This window comes from Pseudoalteromonas prydzensis (assembly GCF_001661495.1).
In the GTDB taxonomy this organism is placed as follows: Bacteria; Pseudomonadota; Gammaproteobacteria; order Enterobacterales; family Alteromonadaceae; genus Pseudoalteromonas; species Pseudoalteromonas prydzensis.
In genome coordinates this window covers 1-16011 of the sequence record NZ_BDDT01000023.1, presented here as the reverse complement: position 1 = coordinate 16011, position 16011 = coordinate 1, and the positions used below count along the sequence as shown (strand labels likewise).

Sequence of the window (16011 nt, the reverse complement as noted above, 5' to 3'; positions counted from 1 at the left end):
TTTTAACAAGGAAGCATGTGAAAATCTTTCGCTCTACATTGAATTCGTTTGTTTTTTACATACTTTTTGCTGTTGCATACTTCGCAACAGGTAAGTTACTCACTAATTTTGCTTTTCAATCTCAAGTGATCCCTATTTGGATACCAGCTGGTATTGCTTTAGTGGGCTGCTTTATTTGGTGGTGGCGCTTTATACCGGCATTATTTATTGCTTCAGTTGCATTTAATTTAAGTATCGGTGATAACGCAATCACTGAACAGGTGTTAATTGGTAACACCTTAGAGCAAGTGCTTTTAATTGGTTTAGGGGCAGTGATACAAGGCATGGTGGGTGCTGCCCTACTAAAATATTGGTTAGGCCATCCGCTATATTTAAAAAAGCGCCAATCAATCATTTATTTTATTTTTATCGTGGGCATTGCTGTCAGCCTCATATCGGCCAATGTAGGCGTTTATGCTTTAAGTGAATTTAACCCTGCATACAGTATTGATAACCACTGGAGAAATGTAACTTATTGGTGGCTCGGCGACACCTTAGGTGTACTCATTGCTACGCCATTTTTATTGGTATTATTACAACCTAAATTTAAGCAGCACTATGTTGCTCCATTACCGACGATTGCGGTCTGCTCAGTGTTGTTTGCCTCAGTGGCTTTAACAACCAAACTATACAATCAAGAAAGTTATTCAAATGCGATACAAATTGCAAAACGCGAAACTTCTATCATTGAAAACAGTTTACTTCGTCATTTAAATCTCAGCCAAATCGCAGTGCAAAGCCTCGCCAGCCAAATCCAATCAACTCCGACTGTCAGTAAGCAAGAGTTCGATAGCTATAGTTCAGAGTTATTGGCTGAACACTCTTTTATTAAAGCCTTTTCTTGGAATCGCAAAATTACACCCGATCAAGCTGATGCTTTTAATGCTCACCTAAAGGAACTTTATAAGTCCTTTAATTTTACTCCTAGCATTCAAGGTCAACCATTAACAGAGGATGACCCACTAGTAATTGTTACCTATGTAGCACCTCTTGCGAGCAATGAGTCAGCCGTGGGCTTTAATTTATTTTCTCGTGAAGACCGTCGAGAAACTTTACTCGACCCACGTATAAAAAATCGCCCTGTTAGCACCAAAATAATTCAACTCGTGCAAACAGAACAATCAGAGCCAGCATACTTATTATTTGTTCCAGTGTTCCTACAAAATAATGAAGTAGCATCCATCAAGGGTTACGCTACTGGAGTGTTTTTAGTGGAAAATATGATCGCGCAATCAATCACTCCCGCGCAGAACAAAATGTTTAATATCGCTATTTATGAATCCCAAAGTAGCCTTCCTTTTTACAATAGTCAGCAAAATTCGCCCACTAAGAACAGTAAACTTGCAACTATCGAGATTAATTTTGCCGGGCAAACTTGGTTTGTCGACTTAACCATTAAAGACGAATTCCTGCCTCATCAAAACAATAATATGACTCTTTTTTTACTTATTCTGCAAGTCATTGTCAGCTCACTCATTTTATTAGTACTGTTGTTGTTTAATCACCAACATATTGCCCTCTCCCGTTTGGTCGCTGAGCGCACCAGCTCATTGGCCAAAGCTAAAAAACAATCCGATTTAGCTAACCACGCCAAAAGCCGATTTTTAGCAAATATGAGCCATGAAATTCGTACGCCACTTAATGCCGTAATAGGGTTTTCGACATTAGCGAAAAATGAAGATAGCGTTGAAACTCTGAGTGGTTATCTTCATAAGATTAATTTATCCTCAAAATCATTATTAAGTTTGATAAATGACATACTCGACATATCTAAAATTGAATCACAAAAGCTCACGTTAGAAGTCGCACCTTTTGATTTGAATGATTTACTTGATCGGATCAACAGCATGTTTGAACAAAGTGCACAGCAAAAAGGTATCTGTTGGAAAGTTGATAACCAACTACCAACCGATATTTGGTTTGAAGGTGATGTTATGCGCATTGAGCAGATTTTATTAAACTTATGCAGTAACGCCATCAAGTTTACCTCTGAAGGTGAAGTAACACTTCGTGCCGCTTGTAAAAAAATATCTGCTCAACGCCTGCAAGTCACCCTTGCAATTACCGACACGGGCATCGGTATTGCAGCAACAGAGCAAAGTAAATTGTTTGATGCATTTACGCAAGCTGATAATTCAACATCGCGTAAGTTTGGCGGCACTGGGCTTGGTTTAACAATAGCAAAAGAGTTGAGCTTACTCATGTCAGGAGATATTTATATCCAAAGTGAAGTTGGCAAAGGCTCAACCTTTACCCTCTGCGTCGAACTTAATAGCTGCGCAGCTCAACAAGTCGCGCCTCAAGAAGCGCCACAACAGGTTGACTTGAGTAAACTAAAAGTACTGGTCGCAGAAGACAATAACGTAAATCAACTGGTCATAAAAGCAATGCTTGGCTCTTTAGGCATCACCCCAACCATGGTCGAAAATGGTGAGCTTGCAGTAGCGCAAATCAAAATGCATGACTTTGATTTAGTATTAATGGATTGCCAAATGCCAGTTATGGACGGCTATCAAGCCACTCGGTTAATACGTGAATTTAAAACACCTGAGCAATTGCCTATTATCGCGCTAACTGCCGATGTGATGCCCGAAGATAAAGCATATGCTTTAACAATTGGCTTTAATCAACATCTTGCAAAACCGCTCGAACTCGATAAGCTAACCGCGTGCCTTATCAATTATGTAGATGTTTATGAGCCTTAATGGAATATTACTAGCCGTTGTTTTACTAACCACCTCTAACTTTGCAATCAGCCAAACCAACTGTGTGACGCAGTTAACTGATTTAAATTATATAATGCAAAGTAAACAGCAAGGGCTATTACGGTTCGAAAAAAATAAACCGACAACCGATTTTGCCTATCAAACAATGCAAACATACCGTGACTACTTAAGCTATGCATATCAGCATATTTTAAACGCCAACCCGCGTGCCTCGATGCCTTGCCCAATTCAAACAGCAACCTATCAGCTATTAGTCAAACAACAACAGCGACCAAGCACACCCAACATTGCCGACCTTATCGCACCGTTTGAGCTACGCCAAAACAATACTCGCAAAGCAGTGCTATTGATCCATGGCCTGACTGACTCACCGTTTACCTTTCATGACTTAGCACAAATTTACTTTGAGCAAGGTTACAACGTGCGTACTTTATTGTTACCTGGTCATGGCACGGCCGCTGACGCACTGAGTCGGGTTACGGCCAAACAATGGCAGCAAGCTGTGAACTATGCAATTGCGCGTACCAGCAAGGATTTTGATCAGGTTATTTTAGGGGGCTATTCAACAGGTGCCACACTTTTAGTTAATTATTTAACTGTGCAGCCCAGCAACCCAAAAATAACCGCGCTGATGTTGTTTTCACCTGCCACTGCGCCACACAATAAAAATGGCTGGCTTGCTAAATGGATTGACTATATTCCTTTTGTTAATTGGATAGATAAAGACGCCGACATCGATTTTGCTAAATATGAATCTTTTCCTTTTAATGCCGCAGCAGCAGCCGATGATGTAATGCAGTCAATTGCCTTGTCTAAACTAAGTAAACGCTCATTACCAAACTTAGCCGTTTTTTCAGTGATGAGTGATGTAGATACCACCATAGATACCCGTGCTTCACTGCAATTATTAAGCACTTTACATGATGCCACAGCCCGCCCTGCCAGTCGCTTGGATACATTGCTTTATTATGGCGACAAAAATACCATTAACAGTGATTTCCCTAAAGATTACAAAGTAATAAATCCTCAATGCCAAACAGCAACTTGTAAGAATATTCATGGTATATCTCATATTGCCGTGGTTAATTCACCTAACAACCCACATTATGGCGCCCAAGGTCACTATCGTAATTGTGGCAGTTACCTTGATGACGATGTCTTATATTCAGAGTGTAAAACTACGAAGGAGCCAAACATTGGCGAGCGTACTGCAGCAAATGTGTTGGCATTTGCAACCTTGCAACGGCTAACTTATAACCCCTACTTTGATGAGCAAGCAGGTTATATCAGGCAATTCATTCAGCAGGTTGAAGGTTTGCAGGGGAAGCAATAATGACAACATTTAGTCATCGCTGGTTAGCCAGCATTAGTGAGATAGATGCGAGCGTTTGGCAAACGTTTTTTGCAGCGACCCCATTTACCGATCATGCGTTTTTATTTGCCCTAGAGCAGAGCCAATGCGTATCAGCTGCGACAGGCTGGCAACCGTATCATTTAGCGGTGTATGAAAATGACACCCTAGTTGCACTTGCGCCTGGTTATCTAAAAAGTCACTCTTATGGCGAATATGTATTCGATTGGGCGTGGGCTGAAGCTTATCAACAACATGGCTTAGAGTATTACCCCAAATGGCTTTGTGGCTCTCCTTTTAGCCCAATTGAAGGACCACGTATTGCTGTTGACTATGCACAGCCAGAGCGAGTATATCAGTACATAACTACTCTATTAACAACTCAATGCCAACAGCAAGGATGGTCGGGTTGGCATATTAATTTTTGTACACAACAGCAAGTATCACAATTAACAGCACACCAAGGCATGCATCGCATTGGCGTACAATTTCAATGGAAAAACGCTGACTACACTGATTTTGATGATTTTTTAGCGCAACTTTCGGCACGTAAACGCAAAGTGTTGAAAAAAGAGCGCAGTAAAATAGCTCAGCACAATATCACCATTGAATGGCTGCAAGGTGAACAAATTACACTCGCTGTTATGAACCAATTTTGTGAGTTTTATCAACGTACTTACTTAAAGCGATCTGGTCATCTGGGGTATTTAAGTCATGATTTTTTTGTGCTACTGCATGCACTTATGGCGGATAAACTGGTGATCATGCATGCAATACGCGACGATGAAGTGATCGCTGCCACGCTGAGCTTTAAAAGTAATGACACTTTATATGGGCGCTATTGGGGAGCACGAGAGGAAGTAGACTGCCTGCACTTTGAACTGTGCTATTACCAAGGAATTGAGTATTGTATTAAACAGCAATTAAGCTGCTTTCACTCCGGCGCACAAGGCGAGCATAAACTAGCCCGTGGATTTGCTCCTGTATTTACTCACTCAGTACACCATGTACTTGACGCAGATTTTGGTCCCGCGATTGCCGATTACTTACAACGCGAACAACAACATCTTCGTATTTATCACCAACAATGTACTGAGTTATTACCTTTTAAAAAAACTGTTTAGGCACATTTTTTAAACAGCAGCAACTGATTATTCGCGGGCATAGCCACGTCACTTACTAAGGTTAAGCCTGCTGAGGCGGCTAATTGTTGGATCCACTCAAAATCACGAATGCCACTTTGGCTATCTTGTTGCTTTAAGAATTCATCGAAACGCTGATTACTCTCACTGGTAAAATGCCCATGATATTTAAATGGCCCATAAATACATAATCGACCTTGCACTGCTAAATGTTGCTCAACGCCATTAAAAAACCGCTCAACAAGGGCTTTACTAACGATATGCAAAGTATTGGCAGTGTAAATAGCACTGATCTGTTTGACCGGCCAAGGATCATTTAAATCAAGCTCAAGCGGCTCATGTAGATTAGCTAACTGTGCCTCACTAAGCCATTGCTTGATGCCATGATGATTAACTAGTCGATCACTTGTGTACCATTGTAATTGCGGTAAATGTTTAGCAAAGTGCACACTATGCTGACCTGTGCCTGAGCCTACTTCTAAAACATTATCAACATTAGTAAAAAAACTTTTTAACTCACTAAGTATTGGAGATTTATTATTTTCACAGGCCTGAGAGAAAGGTTTTTCCATGCAAATTTGTGCACCATGTTTGGTAATTAATGCACAACAGTAAAGCAAAAATATATAACAATGTCTTGTCCTAATTTATTATTAACAAAATAAATAATTAAAATTCATGGATTTAAATTATTTAATAATCATTGGTACGAGTTATGCTTTTATCAATGTGAATCAACCAAATGGAGAAGACTATGTATATCTCACCCTATACCGCACTTGATGCTGCTTTAGCTGCAAGTGAAAAATCAGACACAGATAAAACCAGCTGTGATGAACGTGGCACTATCATCGACTTACTTTCGCAATCGAATCAACACACACAAGTCTTGAGAAAACATGAAACTGATCAAATATTTATTCTTGGCTACAATTAAACACTTACCCTCTCGTCAAAATTTTCAATTTGTGACTTGCACCAAAACCGATTAACTGTAATGATAACAATTATCGTTACAGTTAATCGGTTTTCTTATGCACGACCATCAAGCTATGCTTTTCTATCAACAGCAAATGAAATGCGTTTGCCAGCGCCCTGGTCTACATGCCCCTGCGTTAGTGGCTGACTACATTGAAGCTGGATTAAATGCGGCTCGCTATTATGAAAAACAGCAATGCCTCTTACTACAAGAACTTTATTTAAGACGTACTTTCCATGAAATTCTCAACAAAATGTGCGATTCTTTAATTCATTGTGCAATTCGCAAGCAATGTTTAGAGCAACTTTATAAACCTCTGATGGCCTTAAAGCGCTTTTATAAAACCCATAACAGTACCAGAAAATATCTAATCTTGGAGCGAGAAGCACGTATTCTCAGCCACGAATTCAACCCTTTTTAGGAGCTTTTATGAGCGAATTTAGAACAGAATCAGACAGCATGGGGGAACTTAAGGTTCCTGCTGATGCACTTTATCAAGCACAGACTCAGCGTGCGGTTAATAACTTTAAAATTAGCGGCTTAGTGATGCCAAAGCAGTTTATTACCGCCCTTGCCTATATCAAACAAGCCGCGGCGCAAAGTAACTACGAACTGGGCCACTTAAGTCAGCAGAAGGCGCAATTAATTGAACGAGCTTGCCAAGAGATCATCAATGGCCAGCATTTAGCGCATTTCCCTATTGATGTATTTCAAACCGGCTCTGGTACCAGCACAAATATGAATGCCAATGAAGTGATCGCAACGTTAGCGAGTAGCTATGGCGATGGCACTATTCATCCAAATGATGACGTAAATATGGGGCAAAGCTCTAACGACGTGATCCCCACAGCTATTGCAGTAAGTAGTGTCATTAACGTGGTGTATGAATTATTTCCAGCGTTGGAGCAACTATCACAAACGTTGGAGCGCAAGAAATCAGAAATTGGTGAAATAGTAAAAACAGGCCGTACCCACTTAATGGATGCAATGCCAGTCACCTTCGCGCAGACGCTCAACACATGGCAATACCAAGTTGATACGGCCATGGCAAGTATTCGTCATAGCCTTGAAGGGGTTTCAGCGTTGGCACAAGGTGGCACAGCGGTTGGCACCGGCGTCAATGCCGATCCATTATTTGCTGAGCAATTTTGCAAAAATCTTAGTGCTAATGTGGGCATACGCTTTGTACCTAGTAAAAACTTTTTCTACAATATTGGCTCGCAAGACGCGATTGTGTCACTTTCAGGGCAGTTAAAAGTGCTTGCCGTGGCACAAATGAAGATAGCAAACGATCTACGTTGGATGAATTCAGGCCCGCTTGCCGGATTAGGTGAAATTGAGCTTGAAGCCCTTCAACCGGGATCTTCAATTATGCCAGGTAAAGTTAACCCTGTGATCCCAGAGGCGGCGGCTATGGTAAGTGCCCAAGTTATCGGTAATGACGCGACCATTACTATCGCGGGACAATCAGGCAACTTTGAGCTCAACGTAATGTTGCCGGTAATAGCCTATAACATTTTGCAGAGTATCGAGTTACTTGCAAACAGTAGCCAAGCATTAGCTGATAAAGCGCTACGCTCCTTTCAAGTTAAGCAAAGCAATATCGACAAAGCTCTGGCTAAAAATCCAATTTTAGTAACAGCACTTAATCCGGTAATTGGCTATGAAAAAGCAGCCAAAATTGCCAAGCAAGCTTATCAAAGCGGACAACCTATCATTGATGTAGCAGAGCAAGAAACCGAGCTTTCTCGTAATGAACTGGAAACCTTACTTAACCCTGCAAAGCTAACGCAAGGCGGGTTATAAGCAATATTAAACCCGTCAATATGACGGGTTTAACCTTTGAATGTCATAGTTTTTATTGCTGTGTTATGTGCAAAGTGTATGATGGTGGTTACTTGTTCATCACTGTGAAGGTTTCTCATGCGCTTATCTGTTTTCGCTTTACTACTCCCACTTTGCCTATCTGCCTGTTCAGATGCTGCAACAACGTCTAATAGCGACCCACTCAGTCCCGCCCCGGAAGTACTAATGAAAGGCAAGCAAGCGACTAAGTTAGACCTGCAAATGCAGGAACAACCAACAAGAGAAAATATCCAAAAGGCGCATCAGCAATTAAAAACGTTAACGGCAGACTCACAATGTGATAGCAGCGCACAATGTAAAGTAGTGGCGGTTGGTAGCCGTGCTTGCGGTGGCCCAAGTAGCTATCTTGTCTATTCGAATAAAACAGCGAATGAGCAAGCTGTTGAGCAACTAAGTAAAAAAATCACCTCATTGGAAAGCCAATTTAACGCTGAGAATTCGATGGTCAGTATTTGTCAGCATTTAATGGCGCCTGGCGCTCAATGTGTTGAAAATAAATGTGTTAAACTAGACAGCTCTGCGGCAAGTGTTTATTAAGGGATAACCATATGAGTCGTTTATCATATTTTAAATGTTTAGTTACAACAGCCTGTTTGATGATTGTGAGTGGCTGTGTAAGCACTACAGACTCAGCTACAACGGGCAGTGCTAGCTTAGATAAATCAAATAGTGCGTTGAATGAATTAGTGCAAGACACCAGCTGTACAGCTAGCTTTCAATGTAAAGTACTTGAAGTGGGCCAACGCGCATGCGGTGGGCCAAGTCGTTATGTGGTTTATTCTACGCTCAACACTGAGCAAGAAAAAGCCGAGCAACTAGCACAGCAAATCAATGCACTTGAGGCCGATAACAATAAAAGCAATGGCTTAACTGATTGTTTGCCCGTTTTACCCGTACAAGCCTTGTGTATAAGTCAAACTTGTCAGTCGTTTGAGCTAAAATAGCGTGTTTTTTATCTGCGCTAAACCAGCAGTGGAATTAGCGCAGAGATAATTAAAACGCCAATAATACAAATACCCGCCTTAAAAATATGCTGCATTGGCATTTGTTTTTTCACCCAATAAGCATAAATAAATCGCACAAAATAACTCGCGGCAGTGCCAAACAAGGCGAAAATAATTAAGTACGCGATTAAAACTATATTCACAACAACTCATTTTTTAGAAAGAATTAAGCCCACAGTGTAAGGGCTTAATTTCAAGAAGGCAAAATAAGGAAGGCTCAACGCTTATTTGTGTGGGCAATTAATAGCTCAGCAACTTGTTGCTTTACCGCCCGTTTGTCATCTGCATCTACACCAAACCGCTCAGCAAGCAAGGCTATTTCCTCATCATTTAAATTAAATGAAAGGCGCTGGCGCGTTTTCTTTGATTTTACTTCAAGCGCTAAAATTTTGCGGATCATATCTGATGGCGTGAGCTCTTGATCAATGGCTTGCTTTTTTATCGACTTTTGCACTTCACTGCTAAGGTCAAATGCCATTTGCGTCGCTCTTACGGCTTGCTCTTGGCGTAACCATTTATCTTTGGTATTGCTCACTGCGTATCTCCTGGAAACAGATCTACTATATCAGTGATTGGCCGAGTTAAAGTGAGTGACACTTCGGTTTCACCACCATCCCAAATTTCAATATTAAGGCCGTGGCTCTCATCGCTTGATTCAAGGCAGATCATTTCGCACGGTTCACCACCTTCTTGCTCATATTGAGGAAGCGCTTGATTGCGATAATCTTTATTATGAAAATAACACACAAATGGGGCTTCAGTTTGTTGGTAACTGTCACCTAAAAATTGCATATAACGTTCGGGGGTATTTTTCACTTCAATAAAGGTCAACTGTTCTTCATCAAAAATACGCGCAAATTCATCCAGTGTGAAAATTTCATCTACTTCATCGCGCTGAATTTTTATTGAGAAATTAGCCCACTCTTCACCATCACTACGCTCAATTTGCAAAAATATAACTTTTCCTGCATCACTTTCAAGTACCAGCTCATAGTCAGCACTATGCTGATATTGATAGGTTTGCACATCAGTAACACGCAGAGTCTGCCCTTTTAGCCAACTTGGGTAAGCAAACGAATCAATTACGGTAAACATATCACCGACTCTAAGTTCACTCGGATGATTTAATTGACGTTCAGGGGCTTTTTTAGATTTAAAGAAGTTAAACATAGACTGCCTCATAAGCAAAAAAGGTAACCAAACATTGCCCGGTTACCTTTTTAATAATCAATAATACCGCGTTAGCCGTTTTGCTTAGCTTTAATACGCGCTAGGATGTCTGCACTTTTCGGGCTTGTATCGCCAATTCCGGCTTCAGCCATTTTTGCTTTTAGATCATCGCCATTAGTGTCTGCTTCAAGCACTTTAGCTGCACCTAATTGATCTTGACGATCTTGTTGACGCTGCTTAATACGCTCCAGTGACTGACGAGCATTAGTCATCGACGAGCTATTGGTATTCAGTGTGCTGTTTACAGCCATCGTTGCTTGTTGCACGCTTTCTGTGGTTTTCACCATAGTAAGTTGACGTTGGTTTTCTTTAATCGACTTTTCAGCGTCTTTTACTTGCTGTTTAAGCGTCACAATGTGATTACTAAAACCCGCTAGCACTTGATCATGCTCTGCTTTTTCGTTTTCAAAATCACCGATTTTCTCAGCAATTTCTAACGCTAATGCTTCGTTACCTTTTTCAAGTGCCTGACCTGCATAAGCTTCATGCTCAGCAATTGAGGCATCTAAGGCGCTAATTTTACGCTTAGTTTGCATCTCTTTTGCCATCACTTCAGTTAAGCTCTTTTTCGCGCGCTGCAGCGCATTTTGTGCGTCAGCAATTTCTTGCTCAAAAATACGAATGCCATTGGCATCAACAATTGCTTCACCTGCTTCACGGGCGCCGCCACGAACTGCTGTAAATAATTTTTTTAAAATACTCATAATCTTAACTCCACGTAAAATAGCTAGCTATTAATCGTTTAAATAAATGGTTACCGCTTCTAATGCATCAATAGCATTGTCAGATAATGTAACTAGCTCATGGGTAATATCATCAAACGATGAATTAACCGACAAAGCACCAAAGATCGCATACTTATCATCAATCTTTGCAAATGCACTCAGTGGGATTGGTACATTTAAACGTAATAGCGTTTCGTTTAACTCACCACGTAATTCCGATTTAACTTCCTCATCCGCAAATAAGTAGCTGATACATAACAGCTGTTCTTGTGTTTGCGTAACAAAAATTGGAAGCTCATCATTCCCATCAACTATGACTTGCAACACATCTTGCTCACCAGGGTTGGCAATCAAGAAAGACTCAAAGTTAGCGCCTTCAGTTTCAAAGGATGCTAGTTTTATTGAAAGTTCATTTAATTCCATGTCTCTGCCTTTTTGTCATTTGACATATTATGTCTGAGTTAAGATTCGCATAGCCGACATATTATGTCAACCATGTTTTATTAATTTTTATACAATTCACTTTCTATCTGCCATGCACTTCGATAGTAATCATACAAAGTACCTGACCCTAATTGATTGACTTCAATATCATTTATTTGTTCAAAATAATGATTAGGAAATACAAATGCAGCCAATAAATATTTTTGGCTAATCCACCGCGAAGCAACCGGAAGTGCTGTTGCCTGTTCAATTCGCGCACTGGCTGATTTGCCTGTCGTCGTTGCAATTGTCCAACCCCATTGCCCAAATGAAGGGATATTTTGCTGGTATTGCTCGACATGCTTAAACCCTGCGGCTTTAACCGTTTTACCAATACTTAAAAAGGCCTTTTTCGCATGATATGGCGAGGTGGATTGCACAGCCATCGCACCATCTGCAGCAAGTAACTGACGAATATGATTATAAAAATAATCGCTGTACATCTTATTTAAGTCAGGGTGATTAGGATCGGGCAAGTCAATAATGATAGTGTCAAAACGCTTACCTTCATCGAGCAGTCGCTCAACTTCTAAAAATGCATCGCCCACGATCACGTTCGCTCGAGGATCAAGCATAGAATTGCCATTGAGTTTGCGCAAACGCGCATTGATCTGTGCTGGTGCTGTAAATTCGTTGCTTGGGTGACCAAATAAGTTAAGTAACTGGCCATCCAAATCAATCAGCGTAACTTCTTGTACTGGCCATTTCAATACATCGCGCATAGCAAGCCCATCGCCACCACCAATAATCAACACATTATCATGACGGTTCGAAGCTAATAACGGCGGATACACTAGCATTGAATGATAAATTTGCTCATCAACGCTAGAGAACTGTAAGCGACCATTTAAATAAAGATCAGTGATTGGTTCTGGTTGGTTGCGGCTTAACCGCTCGGTTAACACAAGATGCTGATATTTAGTAGCTTCAGAATAAATAACTTTATCTTTATAGAGCACGTTGCTTAAATTTTTCATCCAGCTACTACCAAGCACCAGAATAAAAGCAAACAACACTAATAAACCAATATGGCAAACAAGCAGTAACTTGGCATAACGTACGTGGCTGTGATAGCGCCACAAGAAAGCTAAACCGGCAATAATATTAAAAAGTGCGGTCCAGGCAGCTGCTTGCATAATAGGCATCGCCAACATAATGCTCACCCATATGGCTGCACCAATCCCAGCACCAATGTAATCGGCGCCATAAATTGTACCGGCATTATTTTCTAAAAACCGACCATAAACATGCTGGCGGATACGCGCGATCAATGGGATTTCCATACCAATCAATAAACCGAGCAATAAGCCAAATACATACGGTAAAAAACGCGACCATTCTTGCAGCTTTTCAAAAACATAGCCGTTGAGCACCACATCAGCAGGAAGATTAAAAATCTCTGAAAAAAGATGCGGTAGCGAATAGCTAACAGCTATAACGCTGGCGATGGCTAATATGCAACCCATACCAACCAAAGCGATGAGACTCTCAAGCCAGGCAAATGCAGTAAACGGATCTTTAAACCAACGAGCTAAAAAAGCCCCCATGCCCATGGCGACGATCATAGTGCCAATCATGGCATAAATAGCACTCTCTACTGAACCTAAAACACGCCCTGCGTAGTGAGATAAAAGATACTCATAAATAAGGCCACACCCAGCGAGTACAGCCATAACAGATATCAATAAAAAATCATGCCCAAGTAAGGCAAACTTACTTGGGCTTTGCTTTGTGTGTGACAAGTTTTATGCGCCTAATAAAGTTGCCATAGTAATACCCACTGCAAATGAGACAGCAGCAGAAATAGAGGCTACACCAATATTCTTTTGGCGATTTACTTCATCAGAAATATCACAACCTGATAAGATGATTTTGATGGTAACTAAATGCAGGCCAATGAATACAAGGATGCAAACAACTGCACTAATCGCCCAATATACTAAGCTAGCATTGATGCTATCAGCTACATAAGGCGCGATACCTGACGCTGCTGTAATCGCAAGCGCACTACCAACCAAAAATCCCGCATAACGAATACCAACCGCTAAATTGCCATCAACAATAGCTTGCTGTAAGCAATCTCCACTACGGTTAGTACGTTTAAACAACTGGACGCGATACTGACTTACTAACAACAATGCAATACTGCCAATAATAAACGCCGCAATGACAATCGGGATACCATGCCAGCCTTCTGTAGCAACCCAGAACAATGCCGAGCGTATTACAATTGCCACACTAACAACATGACCAAAATCAATCACTGCCGCTGTTACATTGCCCTTAACGATTTCGTCATGCAGGCTTACTTTACGCAGTGCGACTTTGTCTTGAAAAAAGTGACCCAGTTTGATCAACGCAATCGCTAATAAACCGTAGCCACCCATTTGCAGTGCTTCTTGCTGTAATGACGCAGCAAATGCACCACTACTTACACCTGTAAGCACTATCGCTAATGCAACTAAGCCTGCTGCAAAGCTAATCCCAAACGCAAAATTATCACGCTCTGTTATTTCATCATTAGCATGTAGGTTAGATACCCAGCCTTTAATAAATTTCAGGCTCACAAACAAGGCAATAATAATTGCAAAATCAATCGCGATTGCTTGCAGCGACCACATAGTTATTCCATTAAATTCGTACATATTCTTATAACTCCAACACTAAATCTTTTAAATAGCCGTTTACTTTCCGCGACTAATACCGCGCGATGTTCTGCTGCTGCTGTCTCTTACCGAACCCGAACTTTTACTATAGCTACTGCTTTTAGAGTAACTACTACGTGTTTTCGGCGGGGTATAACTGCTACGACTTAACCCTGAAGCACCGGTCTTTTTCGACGCATAAGGGCTGGTAAACTGCTTGCCTTGGCGTTGATAAGACTGACGAGTCCGTGTTTCAACAGCTGTTTGTGCTTTCATCTGTTTCGGGCTGGTATAGCGGGCACGGCCATAATCATTATAATAGCTATATTTACGGCGCTTGCTCCAACTGCCATATTCCACACGATCAAATACATCGCCTAAAATACGGTACATACCATACCATTGCCAAAAGCTGATACCGTTACTGTTAGTTTGCCAATTACCATAATTAGGATTGCCGACTAACTGATTGCCTTCACCTTCACCTTCCGCCTGCTTGCTAATTGCACCCACGCGGGCCAATGAACCACCTGACATATCGGCAAGCATATTAATTGGATCGGTCAGCGCATCAGAAAATATCGTAGGCTTAACGGCATCGCGTAACAGATCAATATTAAGCAATGTTTCTTCATAAGGAGGGATTAAATAAGTACTTTTAATATCAGCTAAACGCTGGGTTAAGCCACTATAAAGTGCCCCCTTGCGAGTTGCATCCTGTGCAAGTACTGTTGCGATTTGGCTCAATTCTGGTTTTTCATTACTAAGAATACGACCGTATTCAGATAATAAAGCCGCATTGCGAATTGAGCCATTATCTAATGCTTTACCAAGCACTTCCAACTCAGCTTCGGCTTTAGTGATAGATTGTTGAATTGTTTGTTGTAACTGCTCTTCTTTTGATTCGCAGCCCATAAGCAAGCTTACCAAACAAAACAGGCTGATAAGTTTCCAAGCTTTTATTTGAGACATTCATGTCACCTGATTTACTAAATTAACCCCGCTAGTTTTACACAGCTCAGAAAGTAAACCAAGGATGAAATTGCAACAAGATGATAATTTAGGAAAAATCAAAGGTAGGAAGCTTGTAATGCCTGGTTGGAAGTGCGAGTTTGCCTATGTCTGATAAAAAGCGCGAGTATGCGAGTTGATCAGAATAAATTTTTAAACACGATAGTCAAGTACTTCGTTTCTTTACTCTCGCTACTTCAAATCGGGGCTGAAGCCTCCTCCTACAATAACTACGTTTTACTCTTGCTAACTTTACTCTCGCTAACTCGCTCGCTATTTCTCTTTCCTGTAAACACAAAAAAGCCCGACTCTTTCGAATCGGGCTTTCTTTAATTTGGAGCCTGGCGATGTCCTACTTTCACATAACAAATGCTACACTATCATCGGCGCTGTTTCGTTTCACTACTGAGTTCGGCATGGGGTCAGGTGGGTCCAAAACGCTATTGTCACCAAGCAAATTTGGTATTAATCCGCTCTTTCGAGCCAATTAATTAAAATTTGGAAAAATCTGATAATTGTCTTCTTACAACTTTAAGCTTTTCGCTTACAGCTGCCAGTAAATCTACTTTAGTTATATTAACTTCTTCGCTTAAACTGTCGCATAAAACGCGTTTGGCGTTGTATGGTTAAGCCTCACGGGTAATTAGTACAAGTTAGCTTAACATATCACTATGCTTCCACATCTTGCCTATCAACGTTGTAGTCTTCAACGGCCCTTCAGAGACTTTAAAAGTCTAGTGAGAACTCATCTCGAGGCCTGCTTCGCGCTTAGATGCTTTCAGCGCTTATCAGTTCCGAACGTAGCTACCG

17 protein-coding genes and 2 rRNA genes are annotated in these 16011 nt (G+C 41.0%); 8 read left to right on the top strand and 11 right to left on the bottom strand.

Annotation, left to right across the window (positions count from 1 at the left end; all coding sequences use genetic code 11):
* The first annotated feature begins 17 nt into the window (after positions 1 to 17).
* From A7968_RS22130 to A7968_RS22120, 3 genes are read left to right on the top strand one after another with little or no spacing between them, the layout of a single operon-like run.
* Positions 18 to 2744: a CHASE domain-containing protein gene (locus A7968_RS22130; RefSeq protein WP_064668674.1), complete on the top strand. Its 2727-nt coding sequence runs from the start codon at positions 18 to 20 to the stop codon at positions 2742 to 2744.
* A complete protein-coding gene (locus A7968_RS22125; protein ID WP_064668690.1) occupies positions 2734 to 4098 on the top strand; it encodes an alpha/beta hydrolase in 1365 nt (454 codons plus the stop codon). The genes A7968_RS22130 and A7968_RS22125 overlap by 11 nt, the downstream gene beginning before the upstream one ends.
* Positions 4098 to 5240: a GNAT family N-acetyltransferase gene (locus tag A7968_RS22120; protein ID WP_064668673.1), complete on the top strand. Its 1143-nt coding sequence runs from the start codon at positions 4098 to 4100 to the stop codon at positions 5238 to 5240. The genes A7968_RS22125 and A7968_RS22120 overlap by 1 nt, the downstream gene beginning before the upstream one ends.
* Here A7968_RS22120 and A7968_RS22115 read toward each other — a convergent pair.
* Positions 5237 to 5830 (bottom strand): DUF938 domain-containing protein, encoded by a 594-nt coding sequence (locus A7968_RS22115; protein WP_064668672.1) that lies wholly within the window; start codon positions 5828 to 5830, stop codon positions 5237 to 5239. The genes A7968_RS22120 and A7968_RS22115 overlap by 4 nt on opposite strands.
* A gap of 182 nt (positions 5831 to 6012) precedes the next feature.
* Here A7968_RS22115 and A7968_RS22110 point away from each other — a divergent pair, with 182 nt between their 5' ends.
* The 5 genes from A7968_RS22110 to A7968_RS22090 all read left to right on the top strand — a co-directional run bounded on the left by A7968_RS22110 (position 6013) and on the right by A7968_RS22090 (position 9047).
* On the top strand, positions 6013 to 6195 hold the full coding sequence (locus A7968_RS22110; RefSeq protein WP_064668671.1) for a hypothetical protein: 183 nt from the start codon (positions 6013 to 6015) through the stop codon (positions 6193 to 6195).
* Positions 6196 to 6292: 97 nt separating this feature from the next.
* On the top strand, positions 6293 to 6658 hold the full coding sequence (locus tag A7968_RS22105; RefSeq protein ID WP_064668670.1) for a hypothetical protein: 366 nt from the start codon (positions 6293 to 6295) through the stop codon (positions 6656 to 6658).
* Between the two features lie 8 nt (positions 6659 to 6666).
* Positions 6667 to 8043, top strand: a complete 1377-nt coding sequence (locus A7968_RS22100) for a class II fumarate hydratase (RefSeq protein ID WP_064668669.1) — start codon at positions 6667 to 6669, stop codon at positions 8041 to 8043.
* Between the two features lie 117 nt (positions 8044 to 8160).
* Entirely contained in the window at positions 8161 to 8640 is a 480-nt protein-coding gene (locus A7968_RS22095) for a hypothetical protein (protein WP_064668668.1), read from the top strand.
* Between the two features lie 11 nt (positions 8641 to 8651).
* Positions 8652 to 9047, top strand: coding sequence for a hypothetical protein (locus A7968_RS22090; protein ID WP_064668667.1), 396 nt, complete (start codon positions 8652 to 8654; stop codon positions 9045 to 9047).
* A 17-nt stretch (positions 9048 to 9064) separates the two neighbouring features.
* Here the strand turns inward: A7968_RS22090 and A7968_RS22085 are convergent, their stop codons facing one another.
* From A7968_RS22085 to A7968_RS22040, 10 genes are all read right to left on the bottom strand, one after another.
* Positions 9065 to 9250 (bottom strand): hypothetical protein, encoded by a 186-nt coding sequence (locus A7968_RS22085; protein ID WP_064668666.1) that lies wholly within the window; start codon positions 9248 to 9250, stop codon positions 9065 to 9067.
* A 74-nt stretch (positions 9251 to 9324) separates the two neighbouring features.
* Positions 9325 to 9642, bottom strand: coding sequence for a hypothetical protein (locus A7968_RS22080; protein ID WP_064668665.1), 318 nt, complete (start codon positions 9640 to 9642; stop codon positions 9325 to 9327).
* The gene (locus tag A7968_RS22075) at positions 9639 to 10277 is read right to left on the bottom strand and encodes a hypothetical protein (RefSeq protein WP_064668664.1); all 639 of its coding nucleotides are present in this window, start codon (positions 10275 to 10277) and stop codon (positions 9639 to 9641) included. Before A7968_RS22075 ends, A7968_RS22080 begins: the two co-directional genes overlap by 4 nt.
* Positions 10278 to 10348: 71 nt before the next feature.
* The gene (locus A7968_RS22070; protein ID WP_064668663.1) at positions 10349 to 11041 is read right to left on the bottom strand and encodes a PspA/IM30 family protein; all 693 of its coding nucleotides are present in this window, start codon (positions 11039 to 11041) and stop codon (positions 10349 to 10351) included.
* 30 nt (positions 11042 to 11071) lie between these two features.
* The gene (locus A7968_RS22065; protein ID WP_064668662.1) at positions 11072 to 11485 is read right to left on the bottom strand and encodes a YjfI family protein; all 414 of its coding nucleotides are present in this window, start codon (positions 11483 to 11485) and stop codon (positions 11072 to 11074) included.
* A gap of 80 nt (positions 11486 to 11565) precedes the next feature.
* The gene (locus A7968_RS22060; RefSeq protein ID WP_064668661.1) at positions 11566 to 13287 is read right to left on the bottom strand and encodes a polyamine aminopropyltransferase; all 1722 of its coding nucleotides are present in this window, start codon (positions 13285 to 13287) and stop codon (positions 11566 to 11568) included.
* 3 nt (positions 13288 to 13290) lie between these two features.
* Positions 13291 to 14190: a DUF350 domain-containing protein gene (locus tag A7968_RS22055; RefSeq protein ID WP_064668660.1), complete on the bottom strand. Its 900-nt coding sequence runs from the start codon at positions 14188 to 14190 to the stop codon at positions 13291 to 13293.
* Between the two features lie 39 nt (positions 14191 to 14229).
* The gene (locus A7968_RS22050; RefSeq protein WP_064668659.1) at positions 14230 to 15162 is read right to left on the bottom strand and encodes a hypothetical protein; all 933 of its coding nucleotides are present in this window, start codon (positions 15160 to 15162) and stop codon (positions 14230 to 14232) included.
* 378 nt (positions 15163 to 15540) lie between these two features.
* A 5S ribosomal RNA gene (gene rrf / locus A7968_RS22045) occupies positions 15541 to 15655 on the bottom strand.
* Positions 15656 to 15823: 168 nt separating this feature from the next.
* Positions 15824 to 16011, bottom strand: a 23S ribosomal RNA gene (locus A7968_RS22040); the annotation flags it as partial.